The following is a 19,820-nucleotide window of genomic DNA, read 5'->3' on the forward strand; positions in this document are numbered from 1 at the left end:
CTCCAATCTTATTAGTCTTATAATGCGTAATTTCTTGCACCAAAAATACCAGTGCCTACCCGCACCATCGTAGCGCCCTCCTGCACGGCAACCATGTAATCTCCGGTCATTCCCATGCTCAGAACACTCATAGTAACATTATTAATGTTTTTAGCAGCAATGTCAACACTTAATTTCTTAAGTTCACGGAAAATTTCGCGATTTTCCTCTGCATTATCAACATAGGGAGCAATTGTCATGAGCCCATTTATCTGAATGTGTGAAAAATCTGCGATCTGTTCTATAAACGGTAAAACTTCTTCCGGTTTCAGACCAAATTTACTTTCTTCCTGCGCTACATTTACTTCTATAAGGATCGGGACGATAACCGCTTTTTTCGCTGCTTCTTTTTCAATCGTCTCGGCCAGGCGAAGCGAATCTACAGAATGGATCATTGCAACTTTATCCACAATATATTTTACTTTATTACGCTGAAGATGTCCGATCATATGCCATTTGACATCTGAAGGCATCTGATCATATTTATCTACAATCTCCTGCACTTTATTTTCTCCGAAGACACGTGCTCCGGCATCATAAGCCTCCTTCAGCATCTCCACCGGTTTGGTTTTGCTTACTGCGATCAGTGTGACTTCATTCGGATCTCTGTTTATTTTATTGCAGGATTCATTAATATTTTTCTGCACCTGTGCCAAATTTTCCGCTACCATGATATAAAGCCTCCTTTAATTAGTAAAGTATATCCTGTTCACTTACTTTATCTGCATTTTTCACAATACGGTCATATCGGACAAGCCCATTATAGGTTTCCTTTGATACAACTGCATATTCCTCATTTTCATCCAGGATCTCAATCCGGCGGAATACCGCATATCCCTGATTGATACAGAAAACTCCCTCCAGAACTTCTGTATCTCCGATGATAAACTTCTCTCCACTATCCGGATCAACAAGAGCATCACCTTCTTTAAATTTATTCTTGTCTACGTAATAAATATAGCTTGTTTTCTGTGTTTCTTTGTCTGTGATCTCATCACGGCCATAGATACCGGCACTGACAAAGGTTCTCGTACTGTTGCCCTTTTTATTTCTGCCGGAAAGCATAAATCCGGATTGCTGTGTTTCAGCATCCGTCGTAAGATATTTGGAAGGTATTGCATAAAACTCCTTCGTTACGATAGAAGATAACGGGATCTTTAAACCTGTCACATTGTTCGTGACAAGTTCTATTTCCAGAAACCGGTCTGACGCATATCGGATCAGTCCCTTATTAAAATCGATCTTGCCATATTTAGCCCCATCGATCTCCATGATCGAAAAGTCTCCTGTCTGCGTCAGATCATCTTTCAGAAACTTGACGCGGATCGATGTACGCTCCTTCAGATTAGCAGCCTGCTTCTCACTTAAAGGGATCAAAAGACTCCAGCGTTCATCTGTAATGATCGTATAAATATCATCTCCGGCCTTTATCTGTCCATCTGTTTTCAGATCCGTTTCCTGATAGGAATTCTGATCAAAATCAGCAGCTGTGACATTATCAACGGTTTTTGTTTCGTAGCCATCTGTAGAATACAGGATGACCCCGTCTGTCTGCGCACGGCGGATATTCGGATCACTGGAAGCTATTGTTGTAACTGTAGCTTCCTCTCCATCTTCAGACGTCGTACTTGCAGAAGAAGCTCCCGAACTATCTGAAGCATACTGAAGGATGCTTCCATTGAGCTGATATTTAAAACTATAGGTACTGTTAAATTTGCTGGGATCAAATCCTTTGGAAAAGCTCTGCATATTACTGCGTATATCCGCCAGTTCCTCTCTGCTCAGAGAGGTTACATTGTCTGCAGATCTTGAGCTGTTCAGGCTGTAGACAGCACCGTTGGCATTGATCTTGGTACCTTCCCTTGCGTAATATGTAACGTAACCGCCTGCATCTGCCTGCACTACGTTCTCTGTCATGATCGCCAGCCCTGTGTATGTCTCATTCATGGATAACGGACCGGAGGGAACCTGATAAGATTCCATATGAGAAGCTGTAAGATAAAGAATCACACTAAAGATCATATAGATAAAAATTGCTCCGAACATTACAGTTCCAATGTTCAGACCAAAAATTTTACGAAGCTTTGCTAAGAATCCCGGAGTTTTTCCGGAATGTACTTTATTGTCCGGCAAATGAATGCCTCCTTTACATCGTTCATCTCTTAAAGTTCGTTTTATTGTAACATTTTATTTAAATGAATACAAGCTTTAAAACGTGCGAACATACTTTCCGAATATCCGTTTGCCATTTTTTCAAAAGTATGTTATACTATTTAAAATATAATTTCGTGATGCTGTCATATTATGGTCGACAGCAGATAAAATCAACCCAGGGAGGTAAGTACACATGACATATGGCAGAATCAGTAAAAAGCAGCAGGAAATACTGGATTATATGAAAAACGAGATCCTTAACAGAGGTTTCCCGCCCTCCGTCCGTGAAATCTGTGAAGCAGTAAACCTGAAATCCACATCTTCCGTTCACTCCCATCTGGAAGCTCTGGAAAAAAACGGATATATCCGCAGAGATGCCACCAAGCCCCGTGCGATCGAGATCATTGACGATAATTTCAATCTGGTCCGCCGCGAGGTTGTCAATGTTCCTCTTGTAGGCACTGTTGCTGCCGGACAGCCGATCCTGGCAGTGGAAAATATCGATGCTTACTTTCCGATCCCGGCTGAATATATGCCCAATGAACAAAGTTTCATGCTGACTGTCAAAGGCGACAGTATGATCAATGCAGGTATTTTTGATGGAGATCAGGTTCTTGTAAAGCAGCAGGCAACAGCAGAAAACGGCGACATGGTGGTTGCTCTGATCGATGATTCTGCAACAGTTAAGACTTTCTACAAAGAAAATGGTTATTATCGACTTCAGCCGGAGAACGACAATATGGAACCGATCATCATTACCGGTAATCTGCAGATCCTCGGCAAAGTATTTGGTGTATTTCGTTTCTTTTCATGAAAGCATAAACAACTGATCCCAATGTAATGTGATCTAAAAAGAGAGATATCTTTAAGGTGGCTGTACCGCCCCACAAAGATATCTCTCTTTTCTTTTTCAGCAGAAAACTTCTGCTTTTTGATTTCCTTTTTTTAGTTTACATAATATTTTTACAGTAAACCAATATAACGAGTTTTACTCATTCTCACCAAGAAATTCTTCCGCATCAAGAATCTTGCCGTCTCTCCAGATTCTCTCAAGATCGTAGAAAAGTCTGTTTTCCTCATCAAAGATATGGATGATCATATCACCGTAATCCATGAGGACCCAGCTGGAGTTTCTGGTTCCCTCGATCTGTTTTGCTTCATATCCGGCACGGCCAAGCATTTCATCTGCATTGTCAACCATTGCCTGTACCTGATTCTGGTTGGAAGCACTTGCGATCACAAAATAATCTGCGATCACGGAAACCTCATGGATATCAATGATCTTGATATCCTTTGCTTTTTTATCATCCAGTGCCTTGCAGGCAATCCGGACCATATCTTTTTCGATACTCATAAATTTTAATCCTCCTGTCTGTTGGCTGCATCCTGCATTTTTCTGTCATGGAGTTCTTTATAATAAACATAAGCATCCCTGGTCGTACTGTCGATTTCCTTGGGATTTTCCTCCAGATATTCCAGTGTATCCTTTAAAATCTCATACATACACTCATCCAGATCTTCAAAAGCAATCTTTCGCACCTTCGCAAGATTCGGAGCCTTGTCACGCATTGGTTCAATATAATCTGAAATATATACGATCTTCTCAAGAAGACTCATTCCCGGTCTTCCTGTTGTATGATAAGTGATCGCTGTCAGGATCTCTTCGTCTTTAATATCATATTTACTGCTGGCCACATAAGCCCCCAGTTTGGCATGAAGAAGAAACGGATGATCCTTTTCAAAATCTGATACCGGAATATCATGCTGGCTGCACAGCTTCAGTTTCTTTTTATTAGGAATACACTTTGCACTGTCATGAAGAAGTCCTGCAGCCTGTGCATCCTCCAGATCATAATCATAAACCATGGCAAGCGCAGCACAAGTGTACATAACCCCCATTGTATGCTCAAATCTGGCCTCATCCAGATATTTGGAAAGTTTCTTTTTTATCTTGATAAAATCATATTTTCCCATCTGAATCATTTCCTTTATAGATATCATTTTTCTCGATATAGGAAATCACAGGCTGGGGAACATAGTAGCGGAGACTCTGCCCGCTTTCATGCCAGGAACGGAGCAGTTCACTGGAAACATCAATATTCATGGTATCCAGTCGAATAAAATTTCCGTTATACTTCTGTGACAGAAGTTGCATCTGCTGATCAAGTTCCTTCAATGGAGTATGATCTCTGGTTGCCACTACCAGTACTGCTTCATGACAAATGCGTTCCGGTTCCATCCAGGTATCAAAATTAAAAAGCGAATCTGCACCGATGATAAAATAATACTCTGTGTCCGGATTCGCTTTATTCAGCTGTTCCAGAGTCCGGTAAGTATACGTATAGCCTTCCTCATGCATCTCGATCAGAGACAGCTCAAAGTGAGGATTATCCTCTATGGCAAGACGGACCATTTCCGCACGCTGTTCATCAGTCGCTCTGCCCTTACGGTTCCGTTTATGAGGTGGATTTCCGCAGGGCATAAACAAAACCTTATCAAGTTCAAGCTGTTCATAGGCTTTTTCTCCCAGGATCAAATGCCCCATATGAATGGGATCAAAAGTACCACCCATGATTCCTATTTTCTTTGTTGCTTTGCTCATTTATAACCTCCCGAGATTAGGGAAGAATGATTTTTTTCTTGTCCTTTTTACCTTCTCTGTAGAGAACGATCTTTTTACCGATCACCTGTACTACCTGAGATCTTGTTCTCTCTGCAAGAACCTGTGCCATTTCACGCGGATCCTCCAGACAGTTCTGAAGAACGCTGATCTTGATCAGCTCTCTTGCTGCAAGAGCTTCCTCAACAGCAGCGGTATTTTCAGGAGTAAGACCACCCTTGCCAAGCTGAAGGATCGGATCCATTGTCATGGCAAGGCCTTTTAAATATGCTCTCTGCTTACTTGTCATTGTCATACCTCTTTATTTATAATAATCAAAATCAAAGCCATACATACGAACCGTATCACCTTCCTGGATACCGGCTTTCTCCAGTTCCTCCAGGATACCGCCCTCTTTCAGGAATTTCTGGAAGAAAGCAAAGCCCTTCTCGGAATCCAGATTTGTATAGCCAAGCATTTTTTCAATCTTAGGACCTTCCACAAGGAATACTTCCGGATCTTCTTCGCTGCGCTCCACAGTAAATGGAAGATTTTCATTTACAAGAACATCTTCCGGGAAGAATTCCTGTTCAAACACTACCGGTTTCATCGGGCTCTTATCCAGAAGCTCTTTCACATGGAAAAGAAGCTCTCTGACACCCTGTCCAGTAACAGCTGAAATCGGATAAACGGAAATACCCTGCGGTTCAAACTCTGCTTTCAGCCGATCGATGGGGCTTTCTTCTCCATCGTCAAAAATACAGTCGATCTTGTTGGCTGCGATAACCTGCGGTCTTGCCGCAATTTCCGGATTGTAAGCTTCCAGCTCTTTATTGATCTTGTGGATATCCTCTACCGGATCACGACCTTCTACGGAAGCTGCATCTACAATATGGATGATAACCCGTGTACGCTCAATATGACGGAGGAATTCATGTCCAAGCCCTACACCTTCCGATGCACCCTCGATCAGTCCCGGGATATCAGCGATAACAAAGCCGCCGTTATCAGTATCTACAACTCCAAGATTAGGACTCAACGTTGTAAAATGATAGTTGGCGATCTTCGGCTGTGCATTTGTCACACGGGAAAGAAAGGTAGATTTACCAACATTCGGAAATCCTACCAGACCAACATCCGCGATCACTTTAAGTTCAAGGAGAACCTCAAGTTCCTGAGCCGGCTGTCCAGGCTGGGCATATTTCGGTACCTGCATGGTAGCTGTTGCATAGTGCTGATTGCCTTTTCCACCACGACCGCCTTTTAATACGATCTGTCTGCGATTCTCACCGGACATATCCGCGATGACCTTGCCGGATTCCGCATCCATGATCACCGTACCTTCCGGAACCTTCAGGACCACATCCTTACCGTCTGCACCATGGCAGCGTTTTTTACCGCCTTCCTGGCCATCCTCAGCTTTATATTTTCTTCTGTGTCTGTAGTCTCCGAGAGTATTCTGGCCCTCGTCGATCTCAAAAATCACATCACCGCCACGGCCACCATCGCCGCCGTCCGGCCCGCCATTGGGTACATACAGCTCACGGCGGAAGCTTACATGTCCGTCGCCGCCTTTACCGGAGCGGATAATGATCCTTGCTCTATCTGCAAACATATTACACCTCTATTCCAAAAAAAGGCTCCAAACCGGATCGATTTGAAGCCTTTTACCTATTTCATTACTCTGCGTCTACAGGAACGATAGAAACCTGTTTCTTATCGCGACCTTTTCTTGTGAATCTTACGACTCCGTCTGTAAGTGCAAATAAAGTATAGTCTTTACCGCAGCCTACGTTTTCACCTGGGTGAATCTTGGTTCCGCGCTGTCTGTAAAGAATGTTTCCGGCTTTTACAAACTGTCCGTCTGCTCTTTTCGCACCTAATCTCTTAGACTCGGAATCACGACCGTTCTTTGTAGAACCAACTCCTTTTTTATGTGCGAATAACTGAAGGTTCATCTTCATCATTGTTGTTACACCTCCTTGACTTTTACTGTCAAATATCGATTGTTATAACTACCAGCAATTTCCGTCAGACCGAGAAGTAAGGAATCCATAAGGAGCATCCCCCGTTCAGAAAGATCATTTCTGAAATGAATGGAAACAAATCCATTCTTTTCCTGCACATCAAATTTATCATCTGTGAATTTTTCAAGAGAATTCACCGTGGTAATGATCAGTGCAGATACCGCAGCACAAACAATATCCTGTCCAGCTTCTGCATAACCGGCATGTCCCTTCGAAATAAATTCTTCGTAAGATCCATTTTTCTTTCTGACTTTAATTGTAATCATGATGACACCAGATTAACCGTTAATCTTTTCGATCTTAACTTTGGTGTACTGCTGTCTGTGTCCGTTTTTCTTGTGATATCCAGTTTTGCGTTTGTATTTGTAAACGATGACCTTGCGATTCTTACCGTTTTCAACTACAGAAGCGGTAACACTGGCATCTTTTACATCCTCGCCAACCTTTAATCCGTCATTGCTGACTGCGATCACGTTGTCAAATGTTACGGTTTCACCAGCTTCTACACCGAGCTTTTCAACTTTAATTACGTCACCCTCGGCAACCTTGTACTGTTTACCACCTGTTGCAATAATTGCGTACATCTGTGGCACCTCCTAATTATTTACTCGCCAAATTCGGTGGCTTCTGTTCTGAAACTGAAGCTCTTTAACCTCTTTGTGCGGCATACTCGATTATCATAACAGTGACATACTGTTATGTCAATAGTTTTTTTGATATTTTTATTATTTTTTTGTAAGCTCCCGAATGTCCTCGATCACCGGACGTCTTACTTTCTTTCTGGTCATTTCCAGGATATGCAATGGTGTGATATCAATGGCCCTGCTCTTTATCGGATCCTTTCTGAGAAGCTTCTGTAAAACATGAAAGAGTTCCTCTCTGTGATCCGGATTTTCCATGTTGATAAAATCGATCAGGATAATACCGGAGAGATTACGAAGCCTCAGCTGCCGACTGATTTCCGCTGCCGCTTCCAGATTGATCTTGCGGAAGGTTTCTTCCATTTTCTTCTTTCCGGTATATTTTCCACTGTTTACATCAATGGATACAAAGGCTTCCGTCTGCTGGATCACCAGAAATCCGCCGCTGTTCAGCCATACTTTTTCTTTCTGGATCGCATCCAGTGCAGTTTCCACGCGATACAACTTATAAAGCGGAAGAAGTTTGTCCTGATAAAAACGAAGCTTCTCTTTAAGCTCCGGGCTGATCTCTTCCAGATATCCCAAGATCATTTCTCTGATTTCCGGTACATCGGTAATGATCTCATCCAGGTCACGACCATACGCATCTCTCACAGCCGCCACATAAAATGGTTCTGTCTCCAGTACCAGACTGAAACAGGTTCGGTTCCGTCCCTGGACCACAGCTTTATGGTAGCGGCCCTTCAGCCACTCCAGTTCCTTCAGGATCTCTTCTTTGGAAGCATCTGCGGCATTGGTCCGGACAATGATCCCGAATTCCTTATCCGGACGCTCTGCTTCTTCTTTCAGCCATCCGCTGAGGCGATGGCGGTCTTCCTGTGCCAGCTTGGAAGACAGACCAAACTTTTTATCTCCTGTAGTGAGAACAAGATATCTTCCCGTAAAATTCAGATTGGAGGTCAATGCCGGAAGTTTCCCCTTCATGGCATCCCTGCTTACCTGGACCAGAAGCTCATCTCCAGGCCGCAATGGTCCGTTGCCTTTTCTTCCTGCGGAAAAAACAGCTCTCTGTGCCTCCGCAAGAGGGTAGTAGCATCTCTTTCCAGGCTCGATCTGCACAAAAGCCGCCTGGATATTGGATGCGATATTTTCGACCTGTCCGGTGTATATATTTCCAAGAATGGATTTTTCCTGATCGGATTCCAGCCGGATCTCGACGATCCGTTCCTCCTCTGAAAGGGCCGCTACTGTACAGGACACACCATGGATCTCCATTCTTGTAATGATCAGTTTACTCAATTTCCTCACCTAATGATTCCAGAGTCACAAAACGTGGACTTGCATTTTCTCCTTCATCGGCATACATTTCCAGACGTTTCACTGTGAAGGCAAATTCCGGAAGTTCTTCTCCAAGCCAATGAAAAAAGGTGTTTGTTACCATCTCCGGCTTCGTATAATTAGAGCTTGCAGATGCCAGCATATAGAAGAACCCATTCTCTCTTACTTCCATTTTATAGATATTCGGGCGGAGATCGATTTCCTTTTCGCTGCGCTTAGTCTGCTTGGTCACTTTGATCTCCGGCTGTGCCAGAAATTCCTTCACTTGTCCTTTCCAGTCGATAGAAGGCTCTTTGCCCGGACGGAACTCCACAAGATAATCTGCTGCTGCCACCAACGCCATCGCTTTACCCGCTTTCCCATCCTCTACCTTGCGAACACTTACGATATGCATCCCCTCTGCCATCTGTCCCTCCAGACGGGCTGCGATCTCTGCAGTAGGCATATCTTCTGCCATTTCCAGGTCAAAATAATCTCCGAGACTCTCCATCCCTACTCCAAGGGGAACTGCAAAAGACATAATCATATGCGGGCTGTACCCGCCGGAAAACGCTACCGGAAGCTCTGCACGACGAAGCGCTTTCTGAAAATAACGCATGGTATCCAGATGTCCCACAAACTTCATAGGACCCTCTTTGCTGAATTTAATTCTTACCTTCAAGGCAGACACCTCCTTTAAATTTCATAGCTCCACATGCGGAACATTTCTGACGGCAGTTTTCTGTCACAACACCCTCTTTTGCACGCTGCCATTCTCGCTCCAGGAATCTGCGGCTGACACCGGTATCAATGAAATCCCATGGAAGGATCTCATCCAGGCTTCTTTCACGAAGTGTGTAGAATGTCATATCCACTCCGCATTCAGCCATAGCATCCTTCCAGATATCATAATCAAAATTTTCTGTCCAGGCATCGTAAAGGGCACCTTTTTCATAAGCCTTCAGGATCACGTCCGCACATCGCCTGTCCCCACGTGCGAGAAATCCTTCCAGAGCTGTTACATCCGGTTCATGCCAGTTATAACGGATACTTCTCTGATTCAGCTGGGCACGGACTTCATTTTTAACCACCTTGGCTTTTTCCACAAAATCCTGCTCTGCATACATTGGCGCCCACTGAAATGGGGTAAATGGCTTCGGCACAAAGAAAGAAGTGCTGACGTTGATCTGTACCTTACCTTTACGCTGTTCTTTCGGAACCACCTCGTAATAGGTCTCTGCTATCTTCTGTGCCAGATGAGCAATTCCCTTCATATCGTCTTCTGTTTCTGTGGGAAGACCGAGCATAAAGTAAAGCTTCACCTGATTCCAGCCGCCCTTGAACGCTTCGCCTGCACCATGGAGGATCACTTCCTCTGTCAGGCCTTTGTTGATAACGTCACGAAGTCGCTGAGAACCAGCCTCCGGAGCAAAGGTCAGGCTGCTTTTCTTTACATCCTGCACTTTACTCATAACATCCAGTGCAAACGCATCGATCCTGAGAGATGGTAAGGAAATATTAACAGCCTTCCCATGAAACTCTTCGATCAGAAAGTTCACCAGCTCTTTCAGCTGGGAATAGTCACTGGAGCTTAAGGAACTGAGGGAAATCTCTTCATGTCCTGTATTTTTCAGCATGGTACGCGCCGATTCCTTCAAAGTCTCCACATCACGTTCACGGGTCGGACGGTAGATCATACCCGCCTGGCAGAAACGACAACCTCGAATGCATCCTCTCTGGATCTCAAGAGTTACACGATCCTGTGTTGCCTTGATGTGAGGAACAACCGGCGCCTCCACAGCCCGGTATTCCTTTTCCATATCAATGATCAGCTGCTTCTGGACCTTCTCGGGAACACCATCCGCCGTCGGTGCAAAGGATGCGATCGTACCATCTTCTTTATAGGTAACTTCATAGAGAGACGGAACATAAATTCCAGGGATCTTAGCTGCTGCCAGAAGAAAATCCTTCCTGCTGCCACCAGCCTTTTTATTGGCCTTGTACGCATCAAAAAGTGCATCATAAACCGTTTCACCTTCTCCGATATAAAACATATCAAAAAAAGGTGCCAGCGGCTCCGGATTATACGCACAGGCACCGCCACCGATCACAATAGGGAAATCCTCACCACGGTCTGCGCTTTTCAGCGGGATACCACTGAGATCCAGTACCTGGAGGATATTGGTATAGCACATCTCGTACCCGATCGTAATTCCAAGAAAATCAAAATCCCGGATGGGCTCCTGGGATTCCAGTGCAAACAACGGGATCTTCTCCTCCCTCATCACCTTATCCAGATCCGGCCATGGGGAAAAGAGCCGCTCACACCATACGTCCTCACGCTGGTTGAACATGTTATAGAGAATCATCATGCCGAGGTTTGACATTCCGATCTCGTAGACATCCGGGAAGCACATTGCGAAACGGATATCTACCGCATTTTTATCTTTCATTACGGAGTTGACTTCACCGCCGATATAGCGGGCAGCTTTGTCAACCTTCATTAAAATTTCATCGCTTAAAGCTAGAGTTCTCATAATATTCCTTTCAGAAGTTATTGTTTAACATAATGCCAAGCAGGGAAAATCCCCCACAACGTTCCCATTATATACGGAATGGTGGGGGATTTCAAGGGAGAGTCAGTTAGTTTACAGTCACGAAAATTCAACGTATATGCTTTTTCTTCATCTGCAGGATCTCAAGCAGCACTTCATATACTGCCATATTCTCCTTCACCACCAGGGCAAGGCTCTCTTTTGCCTGGTTCAGAAGGTGAAAAAGACTTCGTACATTAGAATATTCTCCCGAAGAACACCTGGATCTGAGATATCCGTTTTCATCATAATAATATTGTTCATCCAGCAATACGACAATCTTCTCCTCAGGTCTCACCGCCTGGACACCAGGCTGCCCGGAAGCCTCTTCTGTCCGCTCCTTAAATCCCTGTTTCATAAGATCATGCAGAAGCTTTTCCGCCTCACTGTTATTGTTGGCATACATCACCACAATATGCGGATACCATCTGGAGCTTCTTTTTTCCGGCAGATGTACCATGTTCTGAATAAAAGAAGACAGTTCCGCATTGGTACGGATCCGGTTTGTCAGATGGAATTTCTGAATTCCCGGCAGCTTTCCCAGTCCCTCCACAATACTTCGATCCAACTCCTCCGGTGATATCACATCTTCGGAATCACTGGAAAAGATCACAGGCCGGCGCTCGCTCCATGTAAGCAGAACCGACATTTTTTCCGGAGAAAGAAGATGCGATTCATCTACCAGAATACTGCTGTAACAGCCAAGATCTGTTGACTCTCCCAGCTGATCATCTGCCAGAAAATCTATCCGCCGCAGACGGTCATGAAGAAGCCGCCATTCTTTTCCTCCTTCGCCGCAGTGAACGATACAGACTTTCTGACGCACAGACAGCCGCATTGCAATATCGTAGAGCAGCAGGGTTTTTCCTGTTCCGGGAAGACCACTGAACCAGAAATATCCATTTCTCTCTCCCCGGATCCTCTTCAGGATCTGCCGTTCGATATCTCTCTGCTGTGAAGTAAGGAAATACTCCTTTTTGAGAAAACGTTCCGGTTCTGTCAGTGGAGAGATCAGGTACAGCTCTGCCTGAAACAGATCTTCAATATCACCACCATAATCCTGACCTTCTTTCTCCAGCGCAGTACAAAGCTTTTCCCAGTCTCCATCCACGATGTGATCATGATTGGTCAGCCTTACCAGACGGTCTTCGCTACTGATATAGGTATACGACAGGATCGGTTTTCCAAAAACAGACAGATAATACCGGTTCTGGATCAGCTGTCTTCGAATAGCCTCATCCGATACACTGCCACTTTTCAGTTCAATATTTACGATCTGATCATCCTTGATCTGAAGAAGATCAAACTCCTTTCCAAGCTTCGGGATCTGGAACGAATAAAAAAGCCGGAGCTTATATACCTCTTCCATATGCAGTTCCAACTGCTTCACCAGTACTTTCATACTTTCCAGTTCCCACTCTTTGATCCTGAGAAAAAAATCTCTGCCGGAAAGCTGGCGTTCCAGCTTCTGAACACATTCCATACTCTGATTTCTTGTAAGTGCATAGATCGATATTGCCTTCATATTCCAACCCTTACCTGCTGTTTATTTCTTTATCCGCAGTGTCCTGAGATGATCCTTCTGTTCCTGTGTGATACGGTAGCTTTCAATGGATTTCTGGATCGTCTTGTTATGAGTCCAGATATCCATCCTCTGCGCTTCCAGAAATGGAAGGATCTTCTCATACTGTTTTGCCAGCGCTGTAGCAAAATACCAGGCTCGCATCATATTTACATAATATTCTTCCGAGCGGATCGCTGCCACTTTCTCCGGATATTCCGGTTTAAATCCTTCGTCCAGATAATGGCGCATCAGCATACTGATCCCGAACCGGATGATATACGGCTTATCTGACTCCATCCAGCGATAAATCTCCCGGATAAATATATCACGGTGTTTTTTCATCATATGGAGCGCCAGCAGATCACAGGTCGCCCAGTTATCAATATGCGGAAGAAAACGTTCCAGTTCTCCCAGACATTTATCATAATCTCTGATCTGCTCGATCAGCAGGCCATGGAGATTATTTTCCTCATAGTACTGATGAGGAAGAACCTTCAGGAACATTTCGGATCTTTCTGTTTTTCCAAACTCTTTTGCAAATTTCCGGAGTACCGGTGTCCGGATACCGATGATCTTTTCTTTCTCCACAGTCGGAACCAGCCTTGCATGAAAATCCTGATATCCTGTATCCTGCATTTCAAACAGTCTTTTCCGAACATCCCGGATCATCTCTTCCTGATTCATTTATCATCCCCGCCTTTTACACCAAAGATCGCGATCAGAGAACTCGCAAGCAGAAGCATGGGGTAAAACAGTTTCGGCATGATCTGAAAAGCAGAAAGCTCAAATCCCAGTTCCTTTGCCGCAGAAATAGCAACCAGCATCTGGGCTCCATATGGGATCACCCCCTGGAAAATACAGGAAAATGTATCCAGGATAGAAGCTGTCTTTCTGGAAGTGATCTTATATTCCAGCGCCATTTCCTTTGCAATAGGGTTGGCCATAACAATGGCCACCGTATTATTGGCTGTTGCGATATCCATGGCTCCAACCAGAAGTCCCATGCCAAGAAGTCCGCCTTTTTTTCCTTTAAAAACTCTCTGTATTCCGGAAAGCAGTGCTTCAAAGCCTCCATGCTCCCGGATCAGCGCACACATGGCTGCTACAAGGATAGCCACCATACAAGTCTCGAACATTCCGGAAACACCGGAGCCTATATTGGTCAGAAGCTCCACCGGTGCGATATGTCCTCCAAGAAGCATGATAAATGCGCCGGAGATAATTCCGATCAGAAGTACCACAAATACATTGATGCCGATGATACCGCCGATCAGCACCAGAACATATGGAAGAATCTGTATAAGATGATAATCCTGTACCACTCTTCCCTGGATCTCTGTCTGAAAAGACAGGATAAGGATCAAAGTCAGTGTAACAACAGCTGCCGGAAATGCGATCCAGAAATTTTCCCGGAATTTATCCTTCATCTGACAGCCCTGACCATTGCAGGCTGCGATCGTGGTATCAGAAATAAAAGAAAGGTTGTCACCAAACATGGCTCCTCCCATCACCGATGCCACACAAAATGCCATATCAAAACCGGAAGCTTTGGAAACCGCTACCGCAATAGGAGTAAGAAGCGTGATAGTCCCAACGGAAGTTCCCATAGCCACAGATACGAAGCAGGCCACTACAAACAATACCGCAACAGAAAAACGTGCCGGTATCAGAGAAAGCATACAGTAGGCCACACTTTCTGCACTGCTGCGCCCCACAACACCCACAAAAGAGCCTGCGGTCAGAAAGATCAGAAGCATGGTGATGATATTTTTATCTCCTACTCCTTTTGCCATAAGCTCCAGCTTTCTGTCAAAGCTAATCGTTCTGTTCTGAACACATGCCACCAGGATCGCAGACAGAAAAGCCACAACGATCGGTACATTATAAAATCCCATGGGGATCTCCATCACATACTCGAACAAAATTCCCAGTCCCAGATACAGAACCAGAAAAACACCGATAGGCAGCAGTGCGATCACATTTCCTTTTTTCTTCATTTCCTCCATAAAACAATTCCCTTCATCACTTATTATATTCCCGGCTTTTTTCTCCGGGTGGTCTGTTTTCTATCATATCATATTTCCTTATTCCTGTCCTGCTGCTGACGAAAACTTCTTCATATTTCCGGCACAATCCTGTTATCTCTGATATTTTTTACCTTATTTAACAAGATTTTCACCAATTAAATCGTTCCTTCCGTTGAAATCCAGAGCTTTTTTCAGTATAATTGGCTGTAGACAATTGTGAAAAAGATATCCAAAGGATTTATGGTGATATCTCTGATCACAGTCATTAAAGGAGGAATATGATTATGGCAACATGGAAAAATCTGGACACTCTTGCTTCTTACAGCACACTTAACGGTCTGAAAGATCACGTGAACATTGCAGAGGCAATGTCCGGCGAGCAGGGTGCAGAACGTGTAAAGAAGTACAGCGTACCGATGGCAGCAGGTCTGGCTTACAATTACGCAGCTAAGGAAGTGGACGAGACCGTTCTTGACGCACTTTCCAAACTGGCTGATGAGGCAGAACTGATCGAGAAATTCCAGGAATTATACAACGGCGCAGTGATCAACACCGGCGAGAAACGTATGGTCCTTCATCATCTTGCACGTACACAGCTTGGCGATTCTGTTGTTGTTGACGGTGTGGACAAGCGAGAATTCTATGTAGCTCAGCAGAAGAAAGCTGCAGATTTTGCAAACAAAGTACATGCAGGCGAGATCACAAATGAAGCCGGTGAGAAATTCACTACTGTTGTACAGATTGGTATCGGCGGAAGTGACCTGGGACCGCGTGCATTATATATCGCACTTGAGAACTGGGCAAAGGCAAACAACACCTTCAAGATGGAAGCAAAATTCATCAGCAACGTTGACCCTGATGATGCAGCTGCTGTTCTTGCATCTGTAGATCTTGCTCACTCTCTTTTCATCGTTGTATCCAAATCCGGTACAACACTTGAAACTCTGACAAATGAGGCATTCGTAAAAGACGCCCTTACAAAAGCGGGCCTGAACCCGTCCAGACATATGCTTGCTGTAACCAGTGAGACTTCTCCTCTTGCAAAGAGTGATGAGTACCTTACCGCTATTTTCATGGACGACTATATCGGCGGACGTTACTCTTCCGTTTCCGGCGTAGGCGGAGCGATCCTTTCCCTTGCATTTGGACCGGAAGTATTCGCAGACATCCTTGACGGAGCTGCCGAAGAGGATAAGCTTGCAACAAATAAGAACATTCTTGAGAACCCGGATATGCTGGATGCCCTGATCGGCGTTTATGAGAGAAATGTACAGGGATATCCTTCTACTGCAGTTTTACCATACTCACAGGCATTAAGCCGCTTCCCTGCTCATCTTCAGCAGTGTGATATGGAGTCTAACGGTAAATCCGTAAACCGCTTTGGTGAGCCGGTGGATTATGTGACCGGACCGGTGATCTTCGGTGAGCCAGGAACAAACGGACAGCACTCCTTCTACCAGCTTCTGCATCAGGGAACCAATATCGTTCCGCTTCAGTTCATCGGCTTTAAGAAGAGCCAGCTTGGTGTTGATGTTGATATCGAGAACAGCACAAGCCAGCAGAAGCTCTGTGCAAACGTTGCAGCACAGATCGTTGCTTTTGCATGCGGAAAAGAAGACGAGAACCTGAACAAAAACTTCAAGGGCGGACGTCCTTCCAGTATCATTGTCGGCGAGGAACTTACACCGAAGTCTCTGGGTGCGCTTCTTGCACACTTTGAGAACAAGATCATGTTCCAGGGCTTTGTATGGAACCTGAACAGCTTTGACCAGGAGGGTGTACAGCTTGGTAAGGTTCTTGCAAAACGTGTTCTCGCTCATGATACAGACGGAGCACTGAAAGTTTACAGTGATCTTCTTGACATCTGATAAACAGATAGGTACCGTCCCGGAAAATGTTTTTTCGGGACGGTTTTTCTGTATATATGACCTTAACCGGGAAAGGAAATCTTAGATATGCAGCAGATAAAAATGATCGGTCTTGATCTGGACGGAACTCTTCTGAATACAAAAAAAGAACTCACAGAAAATACCAGACGTGTTCTCAGGGAAGCTATTGATGCAGGTATCCTTGTTCTGATGGCTACCGGCCGGCCATATACCGGCATTCCCGCGGAACTGAGAAATTTTCCGGGAATTCACTACGCTCTCACCTCCAACGGAGCCAGAGTCCTTGATACAGACCATAATAAACTTCTTATCGAGCAGCTTCTTCCTATGGAAAGTGCAAAAAAAGCTCTCCGTATCTTTGAAAAATATGATACTTTAAGTGAGATCTATTTTGACGGCCAGGGATATGCAGATGCTGCCAAGCTTGATAATGTAGGAAAATACCATCACGACCCCAATATGTGGAATTATGTCCGTACTACCCGTATCGCAGTTCCGGACATCCGGGATGTCATTACAAAAGAAAACAGAAGCATGGATAAAGTCCAGGCGCTTTTTGCAGACATGGAGGAACGTGCCGCTGCCTGGAAGGAATTAAGTGAACTTAAGGAGCTGGAGCTTGTAGGCTCCTTAAGCTACAATATTGAGATCAACGCCGCCGGCGTCAACAAAGGAACCGCTCTTGTTGCTCTTGGCGAAATGCTGGGAATCCCAAGGGAATCCATTATGGCATGCGGAGACGGTGACAACGATGTCCATCTTCTGCAGGAAGTCGGTTTTGGCGTAGCCATGGCCAATGCACAGCCCCAGGTAAAAGAAGCAGCCGATTATATTACTGCTTCCAATGACGAAGACGGCGTAGCACGCGCCATTGAAAAATATGCGCTGCACCGATGAGATATTCTATTATGTATAACCAAAAGGAACCGGCAGTTTTTACGCTGTCGATTCCTTTTTTAGAATGGGATTGAATGGCGGAGCATTCATATTCGATCAATATTCATAGTTTCCTGCCGGCTGTTTGATCCTGGTAAGAAGATCATGCCAGGACTGATCCCAACCTGAAGCTGCCTCACATCACCTTTATTCATATTTAAGGTGGTGGCACTTAAAGATGGTTTCGGCACCGGTGTAGGTGTCGGCTTCGGCTTCTGCGCTGCTTTTACTGTAACCTTACAGTTAAATTTCTTCGTATTTGCCTTCGCTGTGATCACTGCTGTTCCTTTTTTCACTGCGGTGATCTTTCCTTTGGAATCCACACGTGCGATCTTAGGATTGGAAGAAGAGTATTTCACCTGTTCTGTTCAGTTTTGGTGCGGCGCTGACAGTCACACTTCCGAATGCCATCGTAAAAATAAGGCTGATCATAAGCACAAAACACAACAGATTTTTTTCTTTTTCATTCTGATTTCCCCCTTTCCGGTAAAACGTATATTTACGTCATATATTGCTTTAACCACATTTTAGAGGAAATCCCTGATAAAAACACTAGCACTTATGATAGTATCCTTGCAAATATGATCATTTATATTCTTTCATTGCCCATACCAAGGCTTATTATCAGGAAACAAAAATAAAACAGGACTGATTTTTGATACAGATACTTGAATTCAAAAGTTTCATCTGTTTAAAAATCAGTCCTGTTATATAAAAAATATTATGGTTAATCTGTAACGCCAGACAGATGATCAAGACACGCTATCTGCTCATAATGATACAGTCACGTAACATCGCCAGCGCATGCGCTGTAGTCTGCTCGCGGATCCGCGTGCGGTTTCCTGTGAAATGGAATTCTTTGGCAATGGCCTTGCCCTTATAGCAGCAGCCCATAAATACAGTACCAACCGGAGTTTCCTTTGTTCCGCCTCCCGGTCCTGCCAGACCCGTCACGGAAATACTGATATCTGCTCCGGATGCTTTGCAGGCACCCTTTGCCATTTCTCTGGCACATTTGGCGGAAACTGCCCCCTGCTCCTTCAGAGTACGCTTCTTCACTCCCAGACATTTATGCTTGGCCTTGTTACTGTAAGTCACAAAGCCATAGCCAAACACCTCCGACGCACCGGATACATTGACAATGCGCTGGGCGATCATACCGCCGGTGAGCGATTCCGCCAGGGATAGCTTCAAATCTTTTTCTTTCAGAAGATCGATCACTGCTTCCTCAAGTGTCTTACTCTCATCTGTGGCAAAAACATTCTTTCCAAAACGCTTCTTCAGCTCCTTGACAACCGGTTTGATCAGCTTTCTGCAGACCTTTTCATTCTCTGCGCTTGCTGTCACACGAAGATGCACTTCACCGGTTTTGGCATAAGGTGCAATGGTAGGATTAGTCTGACTTTCGATCAGATCCTGGATCTCCTCTGCTACCTGACTCTCACCGATCCCGCTGATCTTCACCATCTGGGATATAATGATCTCCGGCTGGTTTTTCTGCAGATACGGGACAACGTACTCCTCGAACATGGGCTTCAGTTCATTGGGAGGGCCCGGAAGAAGGATTGCGGTTTTTCCTTTTTTCTCAAGGATCAGTCCCGGAGCAGTTCCGTTATGATTGTCAAGAACAATGGCTCCCTCAGGGACCATGGCCTGTTTATAGTTGTTCTTCGTGATACGTCTCTGAGGATTGTTTTTCTCATATTCCTTCAGATATTTATCGATCAGTTTCCTTGAGTGGGAATCTTCCTTAAGCGGCATTCCCATCAGATCCGCAGTTACTTCCTTGGTGATATCATCCTCTGTTGGTCCAAGGCCTCCGGTGAGGATCACAACATCAGAACGGTCCAGTGCGGTACGGATCACGTCACGCATACGGCCTTCATTATCACCTACTACATCCTGATAGTAAACACTTAACCCAAGCAGGGCGCATTTTTCAGAAAGATAGGCACTGTTGGTATTTACGATATTTCCAAGAAGGATCTCGGTTCCTACGGATATCAGTTCTGTGATCATGAAAAGAAACTCCT

Annotated in this window: 21 protein-coding genes; 3 read left to right on the forward strand and 18 right to left on the reverse strand. The window is 44.7% G+C overall.

The window, feature by feature from the left end:
* Positions 1-17: 17 nt before the first annotated feature.
* Positions 18-710: a YggS family pyridoxal phosphate-dependent enzyme gene (locus tag EYS05_RS16125; RefSeq protein WP_138277547.1), complete on the reverse strand. Its 693-nt coding sequence runs from the start codon at positions 708-710 to the stop codon at positions 18-20.
* 19 nt (positions 711-729) lie between these two features.
* The gene (locus tag EYS05_RS16130; protein ID WP_138277548.1) at positions 730-2,172 is read right to left on the reverse strand and encodes an HlyD family efflux transporter periplasmic adaptor subunit; all 1,443 of its coding nucleotides are present in this window, start codon (positions 2,170-2,172) and stop codon (positions 730-732) included.
* A 214-nt stretch (positions 2,173-2,386) separates the two neighbouring features.
* Between EYS05_RS16130 and lexA the strand changes: the two genes are divergently transcribed.
* A complete protein-coding gene (lexA, locus tag EYS05_RS16135; RefSeq protein WP_015525162.1) occupies positions 2,387-3,007 on the forward strand; it encodes a transcriptional repressor LexA in 621 nt (206 codons plus the stop codon).
* A gap of 174 nt (positions 3,008-3,181) precedes the next feature.
* Here the strand turns inward: lexA and rsfS are convergent, their stop codons facing one another.
* The 14 genes from rsfS to EYS05_RS16205 all read right to left on the reverse strand — a co-directional run bounded on the left by rsfS (position 3,182) and on the right by EYS05_RS16205 (position 14,932).
* Positions 3,182-3,547: a ribosome silencing factor gene (gene rsfS, locus EYS05_RS16140; RefSeq protein ID WP_118515429.1), complete on the reverse strand. Its 366-nt coding sequence runs from the start codon at positions 3,545-3,547 to the stop codon at positions 3,182-3,184.
* Between the two features lie 5 nt (positions 3,548-3,552).
* Positions 3,553-4,167 carry a bis(5'-nucleosyl)-tetraphosphatase (symmetrical) YqeK gene (gene yqeK, locus EYS05_RS16145; protein ID WP_015525164.1) on the reverse strand — a complete coding sequence of 205 codons (615 nt, stop codon included), beginning with the start codon at positions 4,165-4,167 and terminating at the stop codon, positions 3,553-3,555.
* On the reverse strand, positions 4,154-4,795 hold the full coding sequence (gene nadD, locus EYS05_RS16150; RefSeq protein WP_118624700.1) for a nicotinate-nucleotide adenylyltransferase: 642 nt from the start codon (positions 4,793-4,795) through the stop codon (positions 4,154-4,156). The genes yqeK and nadD overlap by 14 nt, the downstream gene beginning before the upstream one ends.
* Positions 4,796-4,811: 16 nt before the next feature.
* On the reverse strand, positions 4,812-5,102 hold the full coding sequence (gene yhbY / locus EYS05_RS16155) for a ribosome assembly RNA-binding protein YhbY (protein ID WP_021978046.1): 291 nt from the start codon (positions 5,100-5,102) through the stop codon (positions 4,812-4,814).
* 12 nt (positions 5,103-5,114) lie between these two features.
* Positions 5,115-6,407 carry a GTPase ObgE gene (gene obgE / locus EYS05_RS16160; RefSeq protein ID WP_118515427.1) on the reverse strand — a complete coding sequence of 431 codons (1,293 nt, stop codon included), beginning with the start codon at positions 6,405-6,407 and terminating at the stop codon, positions 5,115-5,117.
* Between the two features lie 64 nt (positions 6,408-6,471).
* Positions 6,472-6,759 (reverse strand): 50S ribosomal protein L27, encoded by a 288-nt coding sequence (rpmA, locus tag EYS05_RS16165; RefSeq protein WP_015525168.1) that lies wholly within the window; start codon positions 6,757-6,759, stop codon positions 6,472-6,474.
* Positions 6,760-6,764: 5 nt separating this feature from the next.
* A complete protein-coding gene (locus EYS05_RS16170; protein WP_138277549.1) occupies positions 6,765-7,085 on the reverse strand; it encodes a ribosomal-processing cysteine protease Prp in 321 nt (106 codons plus the stop codon).
* 12 nt (positions 7,086-7,097) lie between these two features.
* Complete coding sequence (rplU, locus tag EYS05_RS16175; RefSeq protein WP_015525170.1) at positions 7,098-7,403, reverse strand: 50S ribosomal protein L21; 306 nt, start codon at positions 7,401-7,403, stop codon at positions 7,098-7,100.
* A gap of 141 nt (positions 7,404-7,544) precedes the next feature.
* On the reverse strand, positions 7,545-8,768 hold the full coding sequence (locus tag EYS05_RS16180; protein ID WP_118515426.1) for a ribonuclease E/G: 1,224 nt from the start codon (positions 8,766-8,768) through the stop codon (positions 7,545-7,547).
* A complete protein-coding gene (locus EYS05_RS16185) occupies positions 8,752-9,468 on the reverse strand; it encodes a TIGR03936 family radical SAM-associated protein (protein ID WP_334295811.1) in 717 nt (238 codons plus the stop codon). Before EYS05_RS16185 ends, EYS05_RS16180 begins: the two co-directional genes overlap by 17 nt.
* A complete protein-coding gene (locus tag EYS05_RS16190) occupies positions 9,443-11,314 on the reverse strand; it encodes a TIGR03960 family B12-binding radical SAM protein (protein ID WP_138277550.1) in 1,872 nt (623 codons plus the stop codon). The genes EYS05_RS16185 and EYS05_RS16190 overlap by 26 nt, the downstream gene beginning before the upstream one ends.
* A 127-nt stretch (positions 11,315-11,441) precedes the next feature.
* Positions 11,442-12,896 (reverse strand): ATP-binding protein, encoded by a 1,455-nt coding sequence (locus tag EYS05_RS16195; protein ID WP_138277551.1) that lies wholly within the window; start codon positions 12,894-12,896, stop codon positions 11,442-11,444.
* Between the two features lie 21 nt (positions 12,897-12,917).
* Positions 12,918-13,619 carry a DNA alkylation repair protein gene (locus EYS05_RS16200; RefSeq protein ID WP_118515419.1) on the reverse strand — a complete coding sequence of 234 codons (702 nt, stop codon included), beginning with the start codon at positions 13,617-13,619 and terminating at the stop codon, positions 12,918-12,920.
* Positions 13,616-14,932: a Na+/H+ antiporter NhaC family protein gene (locus tag EYS05_RS16205; protein WP_330575495.1), complete on the reverse strand. Its 1,317-nt coding sequence runs from the start codon at positions 14,930-14,932 to the stop codon at positions 13,616-13,618. Before EYS05_RS16205 ends, EYS05_RS16200 begins: the two co-directional genes overlap by 4 nt.
* A gap of 314 nt (positions 14,933-15,246) precedes the next feature.
* Here EYS05_RS16205 and EYS05_RS16210 point away from each other — a divergent pair, with 314 nt between their 5' ends.
* Entirely contained in the window at positions 15,247-16,830 is a 1,584-nt protein-coding gene (locus EYS05_RS16210; RefSeq protein ID WP_138277553.1) for a glucose-6-phosphate isomerase, read from the forward strand.
* 87 nt (positions 16,831-16,917) lie between these two features.
* Positions 16,918-17,748, forward strand: coding sequence for a Cof-type HAD-IIB family hydrolase (locus tag EYS05_RS16215; protein WP_138277554.1), 831 nt, complete (start codon positions 16,918-16,920; stop codon positions 17,746-17,748).
* Between the two features lie 86 nt (positions 17,749-17,834).
* Here EYS05_RS16215 and EYS05_RS16220 read toward each other — a convergent pair whose 3' ends face one another.
* Positions 17,835-18,146: an Ig-like domain-containing protein gene (locus EYS05_RS16220; protein ID WP_138277555.1), complete on the reverse strand. Its 312-nt coding sequence runs from the start codon at positions 18,144-18,146 to the stop codon at positions 17,835-17,837.
* A 403-nt stretch (positions 18,147-18,549) separates the two neighbouring features.
* A complete protein-coding gene (locus EYS05_RS16225; RefSeq protein WP_138277556.1) occupies positions 18,550-19,806 on the reverse strand; it encodes a competence/damage-inducible protein A in 1,257 nt (418 codons plus the stop codon).
* Positions 19,807-19,820: the final 14 nt, after the last annotated feature.

The sequence above is a fragment of the Blautia sp. SC05B48 genome (genome assembly GCF_005848555.1).
Lineage (GTDB): Bacteria > Bacillota > Clostridia > Lachnospirales > Lachnospiraceae > Blautia_A.

Coding starts and splice junctions, on each gene's coding strand:
- EYS05_RS16125 (WP_138277547.1), bottom strand. CDS start 710: ATGGTAGCGGAAAATTTGGCACAGGTGCAGAAAAATATTAATGAATCC.
- EYS05_RS16195 (WP_138277551.1), bottom strand. CDS start 12,896: ATGAAGGCAATATCGATCTATGCACTTACAAGAAATCAGAGTATGGAA.
- nadD (WP_118624700.1), bottom strand. CDS start 4,795: ATGAGCAAAGCAACAAAGAAAATAGGAATCATGGGTGGTACTTTTGAT.
- yhbY (WP_021978046.1), bottom strand. CDS start 5,102: ATGACAAGTAAGCAGAGAGCATATTTAAAAGGCCTTGCCATGACAATG.
- EYS05_RS16225 (WP_138277556.1), bottom strand. CDS start 19,806: ATGATCACAGAACTGATATCCGTAGGAACCGAGATCCTTCTTGGAAAT.
- rpmA (WP_015525168.1), bottom strand. CDS start 6,759: ATGATGAAGATGAACCTTCAGTTATTCGCACATAAAAAAGGAGTTGGT.
- yqeK (WP_015525164.1), bottom strand. CDS start 4,167: ATGGGAAAATATGATTTTATCAAGATAAAAAAGAAACTTTCCAAATAT.
- lexA (WP_015525162.1), top strand. CDS start 2,387: ATGACATATGGCAGAATCAGTAAAAAGCAGCAGGAAATACTGGATTAT.
- obgE (WP_118515427.1), bottom strand. CDS start 6,407: ATGTTTGCAGATAGAGCAAGGATCATTATCCGCTCCGGTAAAGGCGGC.
- EYS05_RS16205 (WP_330575495.1), bottom strand. CDS start 14,932: ATGAAGAAAAAAGGAAATGTGATCGCACTGCTGCCTATCGGTGTTTTT.
- rsfS (WP_118515429.1), bottom strand. CDS start 3,547: ATGAGTATCGAAAAAGATATGGTCCGGATTGCCTGCAAGGCACTGGAT.
- EYS05_RS16190 (WP_138277550.1), bottom strand. CDS start 11,314: ATGAGAACTCTAGCTTTAAGCGATGAAATTTTAATGAAGGTTGACAAA.
- EYS05_RS16210 (WP_138277553.1), top strand. CDS start 15,247: ATGGCAACATGGAAAAATCTGGACACTCTTGCTTCTTACAGCACACTT.
- rplU (WP_015525170.1), bottom strand. CDS start 7,403: ATGTACGCAATTATTGCAACAGGTGGTAAACAGTACAAGGTTGCCGAG.
- EYS05_RS16200 (WP_118515419.1), bottom strand. CDS start 13,619: ATGAATCAGGAAGAGATGATCCGGGATGTTCGGAAAAGACTGTTTGAA.
- EYS05_RS16170 (WP_138277549.1), bottom strand. CDS start 7,085: ATGATTACAATTAAAGTCAGAAAGAAAAATGGATCTTACGAAGAATTT.
- EYS05_RS16215 (WP_138277554.1), top strand. CDS start 16,918: ATGCAGCAGATAAAAATGATCGGTCTTGATCTGGACGGAACTCTTCTG.